Source organism: Kordia sp., assembly GCF_965224175.1.
Classification (GTDB): Bacteria; Bacteroidota; Bacteroidia; order Flavobacteriales; family Flavobacteriaceae; genus Kordia.
This window is the reverse complement of the sequence record NZ_OZ245041.1, coordinates 863,227-882,863: the sequence shown is the minus strand read 5'-3', so window position 1 is coordinate 882,863 and position 19,637 is coordinate 863,227. Positions and strand designations below refer to the sequence as shown.

Sequence of the window (19,637 nt, the reverse complement as noted above, 5' to 3'; positions counted from 1 at the left end):
CAAACGTTCCCGGGAACGTTTGCATAACTTTTTATTAACATTTTCGTAAAAATAAAACAGTAATTATATTAATATTACAACATAATCAACTATTAATTATTAAATCAATAAAATATGGGAAAAACTATTTTCACTCTTATTTGCGCACTTACCTTCTTTACAGGAATGGCACAAACGGAGATTTCAGGTACCGTAAAAGACGAAACTGGAACTCCAATCCCAGGTGCTAATGTTTCTATAAAAGGAGATACCTCAGGTGCTGCAACAGACTTTGATGGTAATTTTTCATTCTCCTCAAATTTAACTGGTAAGCAAACAATTTCAGTTTCATATGTAGGTTATGAAACATATGAAAAAATAATTGAATTAAACGGAACTTCAATTAAATTAAATATTGTATTACAACAAGGAGGAAATGCATTATCGGCAGTATTATTAACAGCAACTTCTACGACACGTTCACAAAAAGAAACACCTTTATCGATTACTTCCTTCGGAGTAAAAGAACTGTCAAAACTCAATACCAGTAGCCAGGCAGATGTACTAAGAAGTGTACCAGGTATTACTGCTGAAGGTGGAGGAGGAGAAGTAGCTTCTAACATCTTTGTAAGAGGTTTACCTTCTGGAGGACAATACCAGTTTAATCCATTACAAATAGACGGAATGCCTGTATTAAGTACTTTCGGATTAAATTCTTCAGCGCATGATGTATACTTCAGAAACGATATCGGAATGAAGAATCTAGAATTCGTTAGAGGCGGTTCTTCAATTTTATACGGAGTAGGTTCAGTTGCTGGTATCATTAACTATACGAGTGTAACTGGTGGAAGCCAACAAAAAACAACAATCCGTACAGAAGTAGCTTCAAACTCGCGTTATAAAGCAGATTTTGTAACTAGCGGACCACTTGGCGGTGAAGATTCAAAAACATTCTATGCACTATCTGGATTTTATCGTTATGATGAAGGACCATTAAAAACAGGATTAAATACAGAAGGTTTTCAATTACGAGGAAATATCAAACATTTAACGAACAACGGTTCTATTACATTTTCTGGACAGTGGATTGACGATAGTGTACAATTCTTTTTACCATATCCATTAGAAGGCGGATCACGTAATCGTCCAACAGGAAATGATGGAGAAGAAGTGCTAACATTGCAAACAGCAGAAGCTTCTGATATTGCGTATGCAACTCCAGATGGAATTTATCGATCTCCAATTGAAGATGGAGTAGCAACAAAAGGTGGTTATTTCTTAACAAACTTTAAACACCGTTTTTCAGATGATTTAAAATTAGATGCAAAACTAAGATACTCTCGTTACAAGCATCAATTTAATTTATTTCTTGACGGAAGTGGCGTGAGTGGTGCTAAAGTTGTAGAAACACAGCAAGAATATTTAGATGCACGTGGACTAACTTCAGGAGATTTCACGTACTTAAATGGACAACCATTAGGAGCAAACGCTTTATTGTTTGAAAACAGAATCTTAGATAGAAGCAGACCATTAGAAGAATTAATGGCAGATATCAAATTCACAAAAAGAACAGGAAATCACAGTATAACCTTAGGAACATTCATGTCCAGATCGCAAGCAGGTGATTTTAATGTCATCACAAATTATTTAGGAGAATTCAACAACAGACCTCGTTTGGTAAATGTTTCTGGGTATTCTATTAATGGTGTGACAAATAGAGGAACTGCCTATACGAACAGAAATATTTCTAGTAACAAAATAGCAGTATTTCTAACAGATGAAATCAAACTAGATCGTTGGAATTTAGATATTGGTGTTCGTTACGAAAGAGCTTCAGGAGATATTGAAGTAGAAGGAACAGATTCTTTTCTAGTAGACAATACAGGAATTGCCAACTTAGACAATGTAGTTTGGGGTAATGGTAGCTTTACGAGAGGAAATGTATCAGCAGACGATTTTGCAGTTGCTTTAGCTGCATTATACAAAGTAAATGACGATTTAAGCGCCTATGGAAACTTCTCTAGAGGATATTTCTTTCCAGAATTAAGAGGAACACGTTTTGACGGATTTGGTAATCCATCTTCTTACGAAACAGAGAAAATTATTCAAGGAGAATTAGGTGTGAAATATTCAAAAAATAAATTCTCTGGTACTGCAGCACTTTATTCTGTAAGCTTAAAAGACAGACGTGCCGTAAGTTTTGTAAACGCACCTGGTGGTGGATTCATCGAAGAAGTAGATACACAAGATACAAGTACTTTTGGATTTGAAGGAACATGGAATTGGGCATTTGCTAACAATTTTGACTTTGCAGGTTCTCTAACGTACCAAAGTCATGAAATTACAAAATCAGAAAGTAATCCAGAATTTGAAGGCAATGAATTAAGAAGACAACCAAATATTTTGAGTACTGTTTCTGTAAACTATGATAACTCAAAGTTTGATGCAGGAATCATTTATAACTATACAGGAAAAAAGTTCTCTAACGATGCAAACTCTATTGAATTAGATGCAATTGGATTAGCAAGCTTAAATCTAGGATATACTTTTGATGTAGGCGAAAACGGAGAAACAATGCGTATTGGATCGCAAGTATTCAACTTATTCAATTCAGATGGAATTACAGAAGGATCTCCAAGATTGAACAACAATCAAACAGAAGAAGAATTCTTTGTAGGTAGACCAGTATTACCAACAAGAGTATTTTTCAACGCTACATTCAACTTTTAAAAACACTTAATTGATATTAGCTTCATTTAACTCATAGCTCACCACGTATTTTCATATTCGTTCGTGGTGAGTTTTTGAGTTACTTACTTAGTTAAAGCAGATTCAATTTGAAAATATTATTAAATCATACTAAATACCATTACGTTTGAAAGAATTACAAAAACAAGCTATGAAAGTGCTGGAAAATAACTGGAAAGATGGTTTCAGTATTCCATGCCAAAACTTATATCCATTTCAATGGAATTGGGACTCGGGTTTTATTGCAATAGGTCTGGCACATTTTGATATGGAAAAAGCAGTAAAGGAAATGGAAACTTTGCTCGATGCGCAATGGGACAATGGTTTTATTCCACATATCATTTTTCATACAGAAAGTGATACATATTTTCCAGGAGCCGATTTTCATTGCTCTCACTTACATCCATTAGCTTCAAAAAAATACAAATCTACAGGAATGACGCAGCCACCAGTAGCTGGTTTTGCGCTTCATGAATTGTACAAAAAAAGCAAAGACAAAACGCAAATTCTAAAGGCAATTGAACCGATGCTTCATAAAGTTTATAAAAATCACGAATACTTCTATAACAATCGTGATCTTCATAATGAAGGATTGGTCTATATCTATCATAACTGGGAATCAGGAACAGATAATTCTCCTTTATGGGATGATATATTTAAAACAATGCAGTCACCAGATTTTACTTTTGAACGAAGAGATACAACGCATGTTGATGCTTCTCAGCGCCCATCAAAAAAAGAATACGATCATTATTTGAATATTATAGAAATAGCGAAAGCACACAATTATAATGATCAAAAAATTGCAGAATTATCTCCGTTTTTAGTGCAAGATCCATTGTTCAATACGATGTTAATTAAGTCAAACGAAAGCTTACTTGAATTGTACAAAATTATTGGAAATAATGAAGAAAAAATACAACAATTAGAAGCTTGGCAAGCAAAAAGTATCAAATCGTTTAATGAAAAGTTATTCAACAAAGAATTAGGCGCATATATACATTATGATTTGCGAAATGAAAAACCGTTAAATTATGTGTCATCATCCTCATTTACACCATTGTATGCTGGAATTCCTACCAAAGAGTATGCAGCTGTATTGATAAAAACGATGATGGAGAAATTTGGGAAAGATCACCAATATCTATGCGCCTCTTTTGATCCTACAAGTGAACGCTACAATCCACGAAAATACTGGCGTGGACCAGTTTGGATTAACGTGAATTGGATTTTATATAATGGATTAAAAAAATATGAATTTACCCAAATTGCAGAAAGAGTTAAAAATGATTCTATCGCTTTAGTTGAAAAATTTGGATTCTATGAGTATTTTGATGCTCGAAAAGACGAGGGAGAAACAGGATACGGAGGAAATAATTTCTCCTGGACAGCTGCCTTAATAATTGACATGCTTAACGACAACTAATATCAAAGACACATGAACTGGCTCGACTATACAATCATCATCGGATATATCATTTTCTTTTTGGGAATGGGATATTTCTTCAAAGAAAATAAAGATTCTAAAGATTACTTTCTTGGAGGTAAAAGCTTGGGTTGGTTTCCGTTAAGTTTGTCTACGATGGCAACACAATTATCAGCCATCAGTTTTATTTCTGCTCCAGCTTTTGTGGGACTAAAACTTAATGGAGGAATGAAATGGCTCACGTTTGAATTTGCAGTTCCATTAGCCATGATTTTCATTATGATTGTCATTGTTCCGCCACTTTTCCGATCTGGTGTAGTTAGTATCTATGAATTTGTAGAAAGACGTTTTAGTACATCTACACGCTTGGTATTAAGTATTGTATTTCAAATTAGTCGTGCGTTAGGAACAGGTGTGATGGTGTATACCATTGCAATTATTCTACAAGCAGTTTTAAATATAGATTTCGCTTACACAATTCTAATTATCAGTTTTATTACCATCATTTATTCATGGCAAGGAGGAATGAAAGCTGTAGTTTGGGGCGATGCTATACAAATGATTATCCTCTTTGGCGGTTTGGTCATATGTCTAATTTATGGTTGGAGTTTACTCAGTGAAAATGGTGGATTACCTAATGGATTTGATCAAGAAAGGTTACAAGTAATCGATTTCAACTTAGGAATCGGTAAAGACAATGAATATGGTATTTTACCAATGATTTTAGGAGGATTCTTCCTATATGTATCTTATTATGGATGCGATCAGACGCAGGCGCAACGTTTACTATCGGGAAAAAATGAAAAAACGGTAAGAAGCTTATTATTAGTTAATGGTTTATTTCGCTTTCCGGTTGTATTAATCTATTGTTTAATGGGACTCATTATAGGTGGTTTGATCACAATTGCACCTGATTTTTTACAAGATATTTCATCAACTACACAACAACATTTTCCTGAAGAATTTGCAAAAAATGGAATCAAAGCAGATCTAATGTTACCCGTTTTTATCATGAAGTACTTACCGCATGGCTTGATAGGAATTTTAATGGTTGGGATTTTATCAGCAGCAATGTCTACATTGAGTTCTACAATCAATTCGCTTTCTGCGGTTACTGTAGAAGATTTTTTCAATAGAGGTGAGAAGAAATTAAGCAATAAAAAATACATGTCAATCTCTAAATTATCAGTTGTTTTTTGGGGAATTATGTGTATTGCAAGTGCGTTTCTATTTGGAGGAAGTAAAAGCACAGTGATAGAAATTATCAATGCCATTGGCTCTGTATTTTACGGTCCAGTATTGGTTACCTTTTTGCTCGCATTTTTTTCTAAAAAAGTCAATCATATTGGGATGAATACAGGGATTATTTCGGCTGTATTAATTAATCTTATATTCTCGAAAACAATGCAAGAAATCTTTGGCATCAACTTAGGTTTTGAAATTTTCTGGATTTGGTTGAATGTTTCTGGAGTAATCATAGCATTAGTGGTAGCGTATAGCGTTAGTTATTTTACAAAACACACACACATCAAAACTGTAGAAAACTTTGATATCAGTGTTAAAAAAGCAGACTTTTTCATCAAAGAAGTCTACATATTAGTGGTATTCTTTTTCTTGATTTTACTCATCAGTTATTTTATGCCTACTATCTTAAATAGTTTTTAATTCAGCAAGTGCATGACAAACACTATAGTTTCTTGATATATTGACTCTATAAATATTGTGAGAAGGTGTTTTTAAGAAAAATATCGTGTAAACTTTTATTCTTAAGTGTTAATTCTAAAATAGAATAGTGAACTGTCATGCACTTATTATGAATCTTTCTGAAATGAATTCTAAATCCGTAACTTTAATTATAAAATAGAACGCTGTGAAAATAGTATTGGCTCCAGACAAATTTAAAGGCGCTTTGACAGGAAGTGAATTTTGTGATGCTTCCGTAGAAGGGATCAAAAAAGCAATGCCTTTGGCGGAAATTGTACGTTTGCCTTTGGCGGATGGAGGTGATGGTACCATTGAAATTTTAACAGATCATTTACAAGGTGAACTTGTTAAAGTTATCGTGAGAGATCCGTTGTTTAGACCTATAGAAGCATCTTATTTATGGTTGGAATCAAAAAAAACGGCTTTTATAGAAATGGCAGAAGCTTCTGGAATGAAATTGCTAGATTCAGAAGAACAAAATTGCTGTAAAACGACGACTTATGGCACAGGAGAATTTATTTTAAAGGCTATTGACAAAGGAGCAGAAACTATCATTTTAGGCATTGGAGGAAGCGCTACCAACGATTGTGGAATAGGAATGGCAACAGCATTAGGATATCGTTTTTTAGACAAAGAAGATCAAGAAATTCAGCCCATTGGAGAAAATCTGATACACATTCATCAAATTGATATTAGTAATGTACATCCAAAATTGGCAACTACTAATATTCAAATTGCTTGTGATGTCACAAATCCATTATACGGAGTAGATGGTGCTGCATATGTGTACGGGCCACAAAAAGGAGCTTCCAAAAGTGATGTAAAATTATTAGATAAAGGTTTGCAAAATATAGCCAGTATCATACAAAAACAATTCAATATAGATGTGCAACATATTGAAGGTAGTGGTGCGGCAGGTGGAATGGGAGCTGGTACAACGATATTTTTACAAGGAAAACTAACTTCTGGTATCGAATTGGTCAAAGAATTACTAGATTTTGATGCAAAAATTCAAAATGCTGATTGGATCATCACTGGAGAAGGAAAACTAGACGATCAAACATTCTCAGGAAAGACAATTGCTGGCGTTATTCAATCTGCTCAAAAACAAAACATTCCAGTAGCTGTATTTTGTGGTGCTACGGATTTAGATATTGCTGCACAAGAAAAATTAGGCGTTCAGTATGTCAACGCTATCACAAAATCTCCTTGCGATCTTCAACATGCAATGGCGCATAGTTATCAAAATTTAAAATATGCAGTCTATAATTTTGTAAAGTGTTTATAGTTTGACATTCAACATCTTAATTTTTATATATCAAAGATGTTTAAAATATCTTTATTGCTTAAATCGCTTGCGAAGTGCTAAGATGAAAAATGTAAGTAATGTTCCACAAAAAATAGTTTGAAAGTATTGAACTCCCCAAAAAAGATATGTATGTTTTGGTTTAAAAATTGGTAAAGCTGCATCAATACTCATTTGGAAGCATTCGGAAACACTAACTAAGCTAAATGATTCTGTAAAAGAACAATTCCAAAGTGAATAATAAATTAGAGATTCGGTAAAATAGTATAAAGGAAAAATAAATAAAGTAAAGAGTAACAATATATTCAAAGGTCTGACGAAACTTTGAGTATAACCTCCAAGATGTTCATAAATAGAATAAATAATAAAACTAATTTTTGAGCTGACACTTTTTTCCTTTTTATATCGTAAGCGTCTCATTTCCATTTCACTTACGTATGCTTTTCCTGAAAGTTCCCAATTTTTTGTGCTATCAAAATTCTTTTTCAATTGACGATAATGATTTTCTGAATCACGTAATTTATTTATTAAATTTTCAACAACAATCTTCTTTGCTTCATTTTGATTAGAAAGTTTAAGTTTATTTTTAGTTTCAATGTTTAGTATAGGTAATTCATTTACTAACTTTAATCGATTTTTTTCATCATTCCAGATGCATCTACTAAACGTAATATTAGTGACATCACTATTATCTAATTCTAATTCTGATAAGTTTGTATTTTTGATAAATGTTTTTGAATTAAAAAACACATCCTTAAAATAAAGTTTAGGAGGCTCAGTATAATTATAATTTCTATACGGCCAAATAGTATTAATTTCTTTAAAATTCACATCTTCAAAATAGCAATAGGAAAAATCAGTTTCTTCTTTAAAAATTGGTCTATCGAAAATCGTAACACCTTGAAATTGTGATTGATTAAAGTTTGTGTCGTTCAAAAATTCACATCGAATAAAATCAACTTTTTTAGTAAAATTCACTGCTTGGAATTCTATTTTTTGTTTGGGTTTAAATTTGCATTCAAAAAACTCAACATCATCTAGAAATATTGATTCATTAAAACGACAAGCAGCACTTGAAAAAGTTGTTTTACTGAAAATTACCTTTTTATGAAATTTTGAATCATAAAAAGAAGGTAAAAAGCCTTGAAAACTTGTATTAAATATATTTACATCACCATTACATTCATTATCAGTAAAATTGAAATTATTAGAAAAAGTAGAGCTAATTAAATTTAGATTATTAATTTTTGATTTTTGAAAAAGAACATTACCCTTAAATGTACAATCTTTAATAATTAAATTATTTTCGAATTCGATATATTGAAATTTAACATCTTTTTCAAAAATTACTTTTTCAAATACAGAATAATCTAAAAATGTAGCTTCTCTAAAATCTACTGAATGTTGAAAAATTTTGTCTTCATAATTAGTCCAGAAATTATTATTTTCATTTATTTCCATTTCATAAAAACTAGGAAATACAAAGTTTTTAAAATTATATATTTTTAGTTTCTTCCCTTTCGGTATTGAAAACTTACGGATTAATCTCCAAAAGCTTACTATATTCGATACATATTCCAATATTCTATTTTTCTCAAGCCAATCTCGTTTATCTTTCTGAAAATAATCTTTAACTAATCTATCATAATCACTATCCGATATTTCAGTAATTTTAGGATCTAATAATTCTTCTACCCAATTATAAGTTTCTTCTGTAATCATACTGATAAATATAGTTATTTTCTTACTAAATGCATTTAGTTTTATAATTGATTAACTGCAACTACAGAAATATATTCATGTGTTAATTAGAAAGCAATATTCTAAAACTTCATAGCGAATGAAATGAAACTATCAGTAACAAAAGAAACAGGTCACTTCGTCATACTTCCTCGTGATGACGTAAGAAAGGAAAAAACTTAAACTTTAAAATTTAGCATTTAAAAACACCTTCTTCCGAAACTTAGTAGGCGTTAAACCCTTAATTTCCTTAAACTTTCGATTGAAATTTGAAACATTAAAAAAACCGCAACTATACGCAGTTTCCGCAATAGACAACTGTGATTGATTGGTCAAAAACTTACAAGCATTTTCAATTCTGACTTCCGTCAAAAACTTAAAAAAAGTTTTATTCGTTCGTTGTTTAAAATACTTGCAAAAAGCATTCGGTGTCATATTGGCAATCGTAGCAATATCTTCCAACACAATCTTTTGATCAAAATGATTCATCGCAAATTCAAAAACAGCGCTCATGCGTTTTCCTTCGTCATCTGTATAGTTTTTAGTGTTGATAAAAGAAGAAATTGTTTCATAGTCCAATTGCGTTAAAATAGAAAGTATCTCAAAAAAAGTGGCGAATTGTTGTAGGGAATTTTGAAGCAAAACACCTTCAAACAAAGACTTTACAATAGTTTTATGTTCAGTAAACTTCACTCCAAAACGTGCATCGTTCAAGAGTTTCTGCAAGGATTGTAACTTTGGCAACCCAAAAAAATGTTCTCCAAAACTATCACTCGTAAAAAATAAAGAAATCATATACGAATCCTGTTCAGTTGAAACATCACTCTTCAAAACATGCGGAACATGACTTCCAAACAATAAAACATCGTTTGGTTGAAAATCGCGAATAGTATCACCAATGATAAAAGTTCCTTTTCCAGAAACAATAAAAGATAACTGAATTTCTTCGTGTTGATGTAGCTGTTCATAAAATGTACGTCCACGATCTTCCTGAACGATCAAAATATCACTTTCAGCTTTTGGTATTTTAAAAGGTAAAACTTTCATTTTATAATACAAATTGTAATATCGAGCGAAGTCGAGATAATAATGTGCTAAAATTAATCTAAAAAACTATAAAAAATGGTTTTTAGGATAAAATAGTATCGATATTGGATAATATCTACAATTTCTAATGTAAAGATGTAAGTTACTTTTACCACATCAAAAGAACAATACAATGCAAATCAATTGGAAAGGCGTAATGCCAGCTGTAACTACAAAATTTACTGACGATGACAAACTTGATTTAAAAATGTTTGCCGTCAATATCAACGCACAACTAGAAGCTGGCGTACATGGAATTATTCTTGGAGGAACGTTGGGAGAAGCTAGTACATTAACCAATGAAGAAAAACGCACGTTAGTTCGTGAAACAGTAAAAATCGTTGATGGAAAAGTTCCTGTCATTATAAATGTAGCAGAACAATCTACTGTTGCAGCAAAAGAGGCCGCAAAACATGCCAAAGAAGATGGTGCAAGTGGCCTAATGATGTTACCACCAATGCGATACAAAGCAGATGGAAGAGAAACGGTTACCTATTTTAAAGCTGTTGCTAATAGTACCGATTTACCAATTATGGTTTATAACAATCCTGTAGATTATGGTATTGAAGTTACCTTAGATATGTTTGAAGAATTACTAAATGATTGTCCAAACATTCAAGCAGTGAAAGAATCTACACGTGATATCTCCAACATTACACGCATTAAAAACCGTTTTGGAGATCGATTGGCGATTTTAAGTGGTGTTGATACACTAGCTTTAGAAAGTATCTTCATGGGCGCAGATGGTTGGGTTGCAGGTTTAGTATGTGCATTTCCTGCAGAAACAGTAGCGATTTATGCTTTGGCAAAAGCTGGAAAAATCGAAGAAGCAATTTCAATTTATAGATGGTTTTTACCGTTACTAGAATTAGACATCAATACGAAGTTAGTCCAAAATATAAAACTTGCAGAAGTAGCTACAGGAATTGGAACAGAAAATGTTCGTGAACCACGATTACCGTTAATTGGAGATGAAAGAGAACATGTTACTAATATAATCATCAACGGATTAAAAGCACGTCCAGAATTACCAAATTATAAACAATACTTAGGTTAAATATAAAATGAGTGCTAAAATCTTTAACAGCATTGTAATATCATAAAAAGTAATAAGTTAGCAGCTGTTAAATCCAAGGTTCATTTTTATTGAAGTAGTGAGTCAAATCCGTTGTAAGTTTTTAAAGCCTTGGAAAAAACTTAGGATTTGAATCACGCTTTTATTATTTTTCAAAAACACACATTCTTAGTTCATTTTTGTTATAAATAACAAAGGAAAGAACATTAAAAGTAAGATATATGATTACAGGGAAAAACTATATTGGAAATACACTTTCAGCAAAAGGCAACACAACCTATAAAACCTTTAATCCGAAAACAAATACTGCAAACGAAACAGTTTTTACGGAAGCAACTTCGGAAGAAATTCAGGAAGCTGTAGATTTAGCCTCAGAAGCTTTTAAAATATTTAGAACGATTTCTGGTACAAAAAAGGCAGCATTTTTAAATACTATAGCTGATGAAATTTTAGCGTTGGATAATACATTAGTACAAACATACATGTCTGAAACTGGTTTACCTGAAGGAAGAGCCAAAGGAGAACGTGGTAGAACAATTGGTCAACTGCGCACGTTTGCTAAACTTGTAGAAGAAGGTTCTTGGGTTGAAGCACGAATTGATCCTGCGCAACCTGATCGAACGCCGAATCCAAGAGTTGACTTACGAAAAATGTCAGTTCCTATTGGTCCAATCGTCGTTTTTGGGGCGAGTAATTTTCCATTAGCGTATTCTACGGCTGGTGGCGATACAGCTTCTGCATTGGCTTCAGGTTGTCCTGTTGTTGTAAAATCACATCCTATGCATGCAGGAACTGGTGAATTGGTAGCTTCTGCTATTCAAAAAGCAGCGGAAAAAACGGGCATGCCAAACGGCGTATTTTCAAACTTAAATAGTAGTGGAATTGAAGTCGGACAAGAATTGGTAAAACATCCAAAAGTAAAAGGAGTTGGATTTACAGGAAGTATTCGAGGCGGACGCGCATTATTAGACCTAGCTGCCAAACGAAAAGAACCAATTCCAGTATTTGCCGAAATGGGAAGTATAAATCCAGTAGTTTTATTACCAAAAGCACTAGAGACAAAAGCAGTTTCTTGGGCAAAAACTTATGCAAGTTCCATTACTTTAGGAACAGGTCAATTTTGTACAAATCCAGGATTGATTTTAGGACTTAAAAGTGACGGTCTAACAAATTTTATAGGAACATTAGCAGAAGAAATCGTTCAGATAAAACCGCAATGTATGTTACATCCTAATATTCATGCTGTGTATAGCAATAACAAAGCGAAAGCTCAATCGCAAAAAAATGTAGAAACTAAAGCTACTATTGATACAGCTGTGGCTGAAAATTATGCGCAGCAAACTGTCGCTACCGTTGATGGGAAAACATTTTTAGAAAATGCTACACTTCACGAAGAAGTTTTTGGACCGTTTTCATTAGTAGTACAATGTGAAAATGTTGCAGAATTAGAAACGATTTTAGCAAACTTAGAAGGACAATTGACAGGAACCATTATTTCTGAAGAAAACGAAGCTTCAAATTATAATGGTGTTGTTAAAACTTTATCAGATAGAGTAGGACGTATTATTTTTAATGGAGTTCCTACAGGCGTAGAAGTTGTACCTTCTATGTTGCATGGGGGACCGTATCCAGCATCGACAGACAGCAGATTTACAGCAGTTGGAAGAGATTCTATAAAACGTTGGGTTCGACCATTTAGTTACCAAGATTGGCCAAATGAGTTATTGCCTGATGAATTAAAAAACGAAAACCCTTTGAATATTCTTCGATTGGTAAACGATCAAGAGACGAAAGAAGCTTTATAAAAAATTGCTATGCGAAAGACCTTTTTTTGTATTGATGCACATACTTGCGGAAATCCTGTGCGTGTTGTTGCTGGCGGCGGACCAAATTTAGTCGGAACTAATATGAGCGAGAAACGGCAGCATTTCCTAAAAGAATACGACTGGATTCGCAAAGGTTTAATGTTTGAACCGCGCGGTCATGACATGATGAGCGGAAGTATTTTATTTCCTCCAAGTAATCCTGAAAATGATTTTGGAATTCTATTTATTGAAACTTCAGGTTGTTTGCCAATGTGCGGACATGGAACGATCGGAACGATTACCATTGCCATAGAAGAAGGTTTGATTACACCAAAAACGGCTGGAAAGATTAAAATGGAAGCGCCAGCAGGTTTGGTAGAAATCGCATATCAACAAACAGGCAAAAAAGTAGATTGGGTTCGGTTGACCAATGTAAAAAGCTTTTTAGCTGAAGAAAATTTAACTATAGATTGTCCGGAATTAGGAGAACTTACGTTTGATGTCGCTTATGGCGGAAATTACTATGCGATTGTAGATCCGCAAAAGAATTTTTCAGGTATTCACGATTTTACAGCGAGCAAAATAATTCAGTATTCACAAGTGGTACGAGAACGGATTAATAAGAAGTATCCAAATTTGTTTATTCATCCAGAAAATGATACCATTCGTGATGTATCACATATGCTATGGACAGGAAATCCGATTGATGCAACTTCGTCTGGAAGAAACGCCGTTTTTTATGGAGATAAAGCCATTGATAGAAGTCCTTGCGGAACTGGAACTTCCGCACGATTAGCACAACTACATGCTAAAGGAAAATTAAAAATGGGAGAGGAGTTTATACATGAAAGTTATATAGGATCAAAGTTTGTTGGTCATATTGAAGAAGAAACAATGTTGGCAGGAAAACCAGCGATTGTTCCAAGTATTCAAGGCTGGGCAAAAGTGTATGGGTATAATACAATTATTATTGATGATGAAGATGATCCGTATGCACATGGCTTTCAGGTGATTTGAGATGTTGGTATTGAGAAGATTTGAAACGTCATTACGAGGAAGTATGACGAAGTAATCTGTTTGTTAAGAGATTGCCACAAATTTTTATAAAACTCTCGCAAAGACGTATTGAATTGGTTTTTAGATGTTAGTATTGTGTATTGAGATATTTCAAACGTAAGTTCGATTTCTATGACATAACTAAATGATTTTAGTATAAATATCGAATACTGAATTTACTTTGAAACGAGCTAATTCGTGATAATTATTAAGAGAAAGTAAGATAATAGAAAACCATTCGTGTATTCGTGACAATTCTTTATTTTATGATACGAGTTGAATTTTAAATTTGAGATGTTAGTATTGAGAAGATTTGAAAGGTCATTACGAGGAAGTATGACGAAGTAATCTGCTTGTAAAGCAACAGATTGCCACGAGTTTTTATAAAACTCTCGCAAAGACGTATTGAATTGGTTTTTAGATAGTAGTATTTACTATTGAGATGCTGAATCAAATTTAGTATGACGAAAATTATAAAATAAAAATATTCTACGTGTCACTTCGAGTGATTTTCGATAGAAAATAGTATCGAGAAGTACTATGATTTTTAAAGTTGTTCTCGATACACCAAATCATAAATCAGACACTCGAACAGACGTTTCTAATAAGTTAAACAAACTTAAAGAAAGCAAGTATAAAAAGCCTAAAAATCTAAATAGATTTGAAAAAAGAAATAGTCATTATTGGAGGAGGAATTATTGGACTGTGTTGCGCGTATTATTTACAGCAAGACGGACATCAAGTTACTATATTTGATAAAAGTGATATATCGAGTGGCGCTTCTTTTGTAAATGCAGGTTATATTACGCCAAGTCATATTATTCCATTAGCAGCGCCTGGAATGATTACTAAAGGTTTGAAATGGATGTTTAACGCTTCAAGTCCTTTTTATGTAAAACCACGTTTAGATGCTGACTTTTTAAAATGGTCTTGGTTGTTTAAAAAATCTGCAACAAAAAAGCATGTTGAACGTTCTATTCCGATTATAAAAGAGATTAATTTACTAAGTCGCGAATTGTATACAGATATATTTAATTCAAAAGATTTTGATTTTCACTTGGAGCGAAAAGGTTTGTTGATGTGTTATCAAACTGATAAAGAAGGCGAAGCAGAGTGGAATATGGGAAAACGTGCTATTGATGAAGGATTAAAGGTTCAGAATTTGACCAAAGAAGAGGTGAAAAAGCTAGAGCCAAATGTAGATTTTAATATTAAAGGAGCAGTGTATTTTGATTCGGATGCACATATGACACCAACGAATTTTATGCCACAAATGATCGCTTTTTTACAACAAAAAGGTGTTCAGTTTTATACAGACGAACCCATTACCGATCTACAGTATACAAATGACAAAATTAGTTCTGTACAGACTTTGAAACGTACACTAAAAGCAGACGAATTTATACTTTCTGCAGGTTCATGGAGTTCAATTTTGGCAAAAAAGTTACGGATACAAATTCCGCTTCAAGCGGGAAAAGGTTACCGAATAGATGTCAAAGAAAACACAGGAATTACGATGCCAGCAATTTTAGCAGAAGCCAAAGTTGCAGTAACGCCAATGCAAGGTTTTACACGTTTTGCTGGAACCATGGAAATTGGCGGAATTAATCATACAATTAATGAAACACGTGTAAAAGCTATTGCGAAAGCCGCTGAAACTTTTTACAACGGTTTGAAAATCCCTGAAGATGCTATAAAAAATGCTGCCTGCGGATTGCGTCCGTGTTCGCCAGATGGTTTGCCATATATTGGAAAAGCTAAGAATTATACAAATTTAATAGTAGCAACAGGTCACGCCATGATGGGTTGGAGTTTAGGACCTGCAACAGGAAAACTTGTTAGTGAATTGGTAGGAGAGAAGCGAACTTCTATGAAATTAAATGGTTTTGAGGTGGAACGGTTTGGGTAGATTTACGTTGCTTTTTTGGTCCTTGTTGTTTCTAAATTTTACAATTTGAAAATATGCCGATTGTATTCAGCTTGCAATTCATTATTTACGTAAATTTTGGTTGATTTAATTCTGCCTTTTTCATCGTATGTATAGAATTCTTCATAGGTAGCAGGCATTTTAGCTGAATATATGGTAGAATGTAACCGTATTTTCATTACTGAGTTATAATTGGTAACAACAGTCATTTTTTGAAGCTTATTATTTGTATAAGTATAGTCTACATTTCTATAATGTTCATTGCGTTTTACATTTATTTTGGAGAGAAAACCTTCTTTGTTGTAGCTATAGTCACTAACTGTCCAATGTTTTTTGGATTCACTATACACAGAATCTTTGATCATTTTTCCTTTATCATTGTACATGAATTTTGATTTGTATAGATAGAATTTTTCATCACTGTTTATGTATTTCACATACTCTAACTTGTCAGTAATTTGTGATTTGTTATTATAAATGTATTCTATGTACGTTCCAATTTCAGGTTTTATTCCAGTATGCATGTAGGTCATATTTCCTTTATCATCATATTGAAAATGCTGTGCAATGACAAAGCGATCTTGGTTGTAATTTTCTTTAGAGACTAAGTGTTTATTTTTGTAGGCAAATTTTGAATACGAACGACTCAGTGTATCTTTTTCTTTAAGTCTAAATCCTTCAGACAATATTAGGTTGTCATCAGAATCGTAGGTATATTTTACAGCATTAGGTCTAGTTGGCCTTTTTCGATAATGTGTAGTTGAATGTATCTTGTTACCTTTCTTATTGAAGGTATTTTTTACGTTATAGTTTATGGTATTGTACTCATATGAGGTTCGTTGAATTTTGTTACCTCTTTTATCATAGGTTTCAACATGAATGGTATCACTTTTAAAATTATTATCTTTTCTTTTAGCGATGTAAATGAATTTTTCTGAACGTAAGGTTTTAATTTGCTTAAACTTGTTCAGTAATCGATGCGGATCGGGTTCTAAAGTGCGAAATTCCTCCGTAGATTTTTGGGCTATTACAGAAAAGTGAATAAAATAAACGAATAGAAAAATACAGATTCGAAACATTAAGTCTTGGTTTTAATTCTCGTAAATGTACTAATAACTTTAGAATCGATACGAAATACTTGCTTTTGCAAAGAATGGTACGCCAGGTGTAAAGTGAATTTCTTCTGTTGATTGTGATTCTCCTTGCAAACGTGATTCTGTAGCAAATTGTGTTTCATTCCATTCGGTATCAAATAGATTCTGAATTTGCAATCCGAAACCTAAATTTTTCCAGTTATATCCTAGATTTAAATCAACAATAGCATAACCTTCTGCAATGATAGAATTGTCTTCGTTTGCAGGTCTGTCTTTGATATGTCTGAGTTTGATTCCACCAAGAAAACCGTTTTCAAATTGTACATTTAAACTGCTTGAAAGTGTAAAATCTGGAGCTAAAGGAATAAAATCTTCACCTTTTGGAGATTCTGTAGAACGTGCATGTGTGTAATTTGTATCGATGTTCCAAAATAACCAATTTAACGGCTGATATTGCATGCTCAAATCGATTCCTTGTCTGCGAGATTTTCCGCTTGGTTCTACAATTCCAGCATCGCCAACATATACAAATTCTTGTGCTGAATGCAATTGCCAATAAGCAGTATTTAGTATTAATTCTGGAATAGGTTTCCAAATAAATCCTATATCAAAACCATATGCTGAAGGCAAAATTTCGTTTCTGTTTTGAGCTATTACGACACGTGTATCGTTGGAGTGAAATCCTTTTCCTGTTTTAAGATAGGCTTGAAACGTATCTGAATAATTGTATAAAAAGTTCAGTTTTGGACTTACTATAGCTTTTGTTTCAGATTGTGATTGATAGTTGGTTTGAAGAAAATCGTTGTATTGAAAGTCAAAATAATCGACACGTAGTGCAGGATTGACGATCCATTTTCCAAAATTGAATTCAGCGTTTATAAAAGCTCCAAGATTCGTTTCATCTATATCACCAAACTGAATTTTTTCAAGTGTTTCACGACGGTTTAAAGTTCTTGATAGTTCATTGTTATCACTTTGATCTTTTCGTAAGCTGATACCTGCATTCCATTCACCTTTTAGTGTATTTGTATCAAAAGTTCGTGTGTATTCACTTTTTAGTCCAAATAATGTTCTTTGTTCTTGCTGTTTGATTTGGTCACCATTGATTGGATCTTCTAGAAAAAAAGTGAAATTTGAGTATAGTCTAAAATCATACTTACTGTAATAAAAACTATTTTTTATGGAAGCATTCAACGAAAGTCTTTTGTCATAATTCACTAAAAAATTAGTTCTGCTAGTTGTACCACCTTCTGTATCGTCAATAGCACCAAAACGACTTATTAAACCACTATTTACAGCACGTTGAGGAATTTGTCCAGAAGCATCCCAAGTACTTTCAAAGTGAGAAAGCGTAACGCCAATGCGATCATTTTCAGAGATATTTCCAGTGTATTTTCCAAAAATATTAAAACGATTAAAATTTTGCGGACTTTCAAAAGGTCCATCTGTCGCTAAATATTCACTTGCAATATATGCCGAATGATTATTTGAATTTAGAATATTGAACATTCCTAAGATTCTGTAGGTATCAAATTGTCCGGCTTCCAGCTTAATTTTACTTTCATTTAAGCGTTTTTTTGTTTTGAAATCTACATATCCAGCCGTATTAAAGTTTCCTTGATCGGCATAATATGTACCTTTTCCAAAATCGATTTTATCTAGTGTTTCTGGAATTAAAAAGTGTAAATCGGCATATCCTTGTCCGTGTGCGTGCGAAACCATGTTTACAGGAATTCCGTCTGCCGAAATAGCAATATCAGTTCCATGATCTATGTCAAATCCACGTAGAAAAATCTGTTCTGCTTTTCCGCCGCCAGCATGTTGTCCAATAAATAATCCTGGAACTTGTTGCAATATTTCTTGTGAAGAATTTACAGGATTTACCTGAATGTTAACATCACTAAGCAAGTGTAGTGCATCTAGTTTTGGACTGATGGTGATTTCGCTTAATGAGATAGATTTTTTTTCTAATATAATATTCAATATTTCTGCTAAAGAAGAAACAACTACATATTTTGTTTCATAACCAATATGTGATATGCGTAATGTATCTCCAGTTGAGACTTTTTCTAATATAAATTTTCCAGAATCGTCACTATGTGTATGCTTTTTTGTGTTTTGATTATAGATTTGAGCTTCGTTAATAGGTAACTTATTGGAATCGGTTAATACACCTGAAAGCGATTGAGCAGAAAGAGAAAAACTTAATAGTGTACAAAAAATGATTACAAACAATTGATTATGCGTCATGATACTTTAAATGATTGATTTTTGCTTGTATATACGGAGATCAGTGTAAAACGGTTTTATTTTTTGCAGAATATTTTTATTGAATTGATTGTCAGTTGATTGAAAATATGTTTAAACAGAATTGTAGTTGAAGATATTTGTTATAAATAATTTTACATAAAAAAAGCGTCACCAGCAAAGATGACGCTTCCAATAGTTAACTCATAGTAACCATAGGTTTTAGTATTACGTTGAAATTGTATATGTTTTCGTGTAATGTTCAATGATTTGATCTGGTATAAAGTTTAAAAAAAATCTTCGATATGCCAAAATATTTTGCATAATAGTATTGTGTCAGAATTGGTTGCTGTTTACTGTGTGAAGGTGTTTCAATTTATGTAGTTCCAATATCAATAACTTTACTTGAAGTAACGAGTAAAATTATTGATATGATTGATATTA

12 protein-coding genes are annotated in these 19,637 nt (G+C 32.9%); 8 read left to right on the top strand and 4 right to left on the bottom strand.

All coding sequences use genetic code 11. The features are described 5' to 3' along the window. Positions 1 to 114 precede the first annotated feature (114 nt). The 4 genes from ACOQOS_RS04060 to ACOQOS_RS04045 all read left to right on the top strand — a co-directional run bounded on the left by ACOQOS_RS04060 (position 115) and on the right by ACOQOS_RS04045 (position 7,145). Positions 115 to 2,709 (top strand): TonB-dependent receptor, encoded by a 2,595-nt coding sequence (locus ACOQOS_RS04060; protein ID WP_420573686.1) that lies wholly within the window; start codon positions 115 to 117, stop codon positions 2,707 to 2,709. Between the two features lie 145 nt (positions 2,710 to 2,854). Next, positions 2,855 to 4,153, top strand: a complete 1,299-nt coding sequence (locus ACOQOS_RS04055; RefSeq protein ID WP_420573685.1) for an amylo-alpha-1,6-glucosidase — start codon at positions 2,855 to 2,857, stop codon at positions 4,151 to 4,153. Between the two features lie 12 nt (positions 4,154 to 4,165). Further along, complete coding sequence (locus ACOQOS_RS04050; protein WP_420573684.1) at positions 4,166 to 5,818, top strand: sodium:solute symporter family transporter; 1,653 nt, start codon at positions 4,166 to 4,168, stop codon at positions 5,816 to 5,818. Between the two features lie 205 nt (positions 5,819 to 6,023). After that, a complete protein-coding gene (locus ACOQOS_RS04045) occupies positions 6,024 to 7,145 on the top strand; it encodes a glycerate kinase (protein ID WP_420573683.1) in 1,122 nt (373 codons plus the stop codon). Positions 7,146 to 7,196: 51 nt separating this feature from the next. Here the strand turns inward: ACOQOS_RS04045 and ACOQOS_RS04040 are convergent, their stop codons facing one another. Together ACOQOS_RS04040 and ACOQOS_RS04035 are read right to left on the bottom strand one after the other, a co-directional pair. Further along, entirely contained in the window at positions 7,197 to 8,885 is a 1,689-nt protein-coding gene (locus ACOQOS_RS04040) for a pentapeptide repeat-containing protein (protein WP_420573682.1), read from the bottom strand. 204 nt (positions 8,886 to 9,089) lie between these two features. After that, a complete protein-coding gene (locus tag ACOQOS_RS04035; RefSeq protein ID WP_420573681.1) occupies positions 9,090 to 9,950 on the bottom strand; it encodes a helix-turn-helix domain-containing protein in 861 nt (286 codons plus the stop codon). A 172-nt stretch (positions 9,951 to 10,122) separates the two neighbouring features. Between ACOQOS_RS04035 and ACOQOS_RS04030 the strand changes: the two genes are divergently transcribed. The 4 genes from ACOQOS_RS04030 to ACOQOS_RS04015 all read left to right on the top strand — a co-directional run bounded on the left by ACOQOS_RS04030 (position 10,123) and on the right by ACOQOS_RS04015 (position 15,834). Next, the gene (locus tag ACOQOS_RS04030; RefSeq protein ID WP_420573680.1) at positions 10,123 to 11,046 is read left to right on the top strand and encodes a dihydrodipicolinate synthase family protein; all 924 of its coding nucleotides are present in this window, start codon (positions 10,123 to 10,125) and stop codon (positions 11,044 to 11,046) included. Between the two features lie 239 nt (positions 11,047 to 11,285). Beyond that, positions 11,286 to 12,869 carry an aldehyde dehydrogenase (NADP(+)) gene (locus tag ACOQOS_RS04025; RefSeq protein ID WP_420573679.1) on the top strand — a complete coding sequence of 528 codons (1,584 nt, stop codon included), beginning with the start codon at positions 11,286 to 11,288 and terminating at the stop codon, positions 12,867 to 12,869. A gap of 9 nt (positions 12,870 to 12,878) precedes the next feature. Further along, positions 12,879 to 13,886 (top strand): 4-hydroxyproline epimerase, encoded by a 1,008-nt coding sequence (locus ACOQOS_RS04020; protein WP_420573678.1) that lies wholly within the window; start codon positions 12,879 to 12,881, stop codon positions 13,884 to 13,886. Positions 13,887 to 14,586: 700 nt separating this feature from the next. Further along, entirely contained in the window at positions 14,587 to 15,834 is a 1,248-nt protein-coding gene (locus ACOQOS_RS04015; RefSeq protein WP_420573677.1) for an NAD(P)/FAD-dependent oxidoreductase, read from the top strand. A gap of 38 nt (positions 15,835 to 15,872) precedes the next feature. On the opposite strand, the gene ACOQOS_RS04010 is transcribed toward ACOQOS_RS04015, so the two are convergent. Together ACOQOS_RS04010 and ACOQOS_RS04005 are read right to left on the bottom strand one after the other, a co-directional pair. Further along, positions 15,873 to 16,931 carry a hypothetical protein gene (locus tag ACOQOS_RS04010; protein WP_420573676.1) on the bottom strand — a complete coding sequence of 353 codons (1,059 nt, stop codon included), beginning with the start codon at positions 16,929 to 16,931 and terminating at the stop codon, positions 15,873 to 15,875. A gap of 39 nt (positions 16,932 to 16,970) precedes the next feature. Then, entirely contained in the window at positions 16,971 to 19,196 is a 2,226-nt protein-coding gene (locus tag ACOQOS_RS04005) for a TonB-dependent receptor (RefSeq protein WP_420573675.1), read from the bottom strand. Positions 19,197 to 19,637 lie beyond the last annotated feature (441 nt).

Coding starts and splice junctions, on each gene's coding strand:
- ACOQOS_RS04025 (WP_420573679.1), top strand. CDS start 11,286: ATGATTACAGGGAAAAACTATATTGGAAATACACTTTCAGCAAAAGGC.
- ACOQOS_RS04050 (WP_420573684.1), top strand. CDS start 4,166: ATGAACTGGCTCGACTATACAATCATCATCGGATATATCATTTTCTTT.
- ACOQOS_RS04035 (WP_420573681.1), bottom strand. CDS start 9,950: ATGAAAGTTTTACCTTTTAAAATACCAAAAGCTGAAAGTGATATTTTG.
- ACOQOS_RS04040 (WP_420573682.1), bottom strand. CDS start 8,885: ATGATTACAGAAGAAACTTATAATTGGGTAGAAGAATTATTAGATCCT.
- ACOQOS_RS04030 (WP_420573680.1), top strand. CDS start 10,123: ATGCAAATCAATTGGAAAGGCGTAATGCCAGCTGTAACTACAAAATTT.
- ACOQOS_RS04020 (WP_420573678.1), top strand. CDS start 12,879: ATGCGAAAGACCTTTTTTTGTATTGATGCACATACTTGCGGAAATCCT.
- ACOQOS_RS04010 (WP_420573676.1), bottom strand. CDS start 16,931: ATGTTTCGAATCTGTATTTTTCTATTCGTTTATTTTATTCACTTTTCT.
- ACOQOS_RS04005 (WP_420573675.1), bottom strand. CDS start 19,196: ATGACGCATAATCAATTGTTTGTAATCATTTTTTGTACACTATTAAGT.
- ACOQOS_RS04060 (WP_420573686.1), top strand. CDS start 115: ATGGGAAAAACTATTTTCACTCTTATTTGCGCACTTACCTTCTTTACA.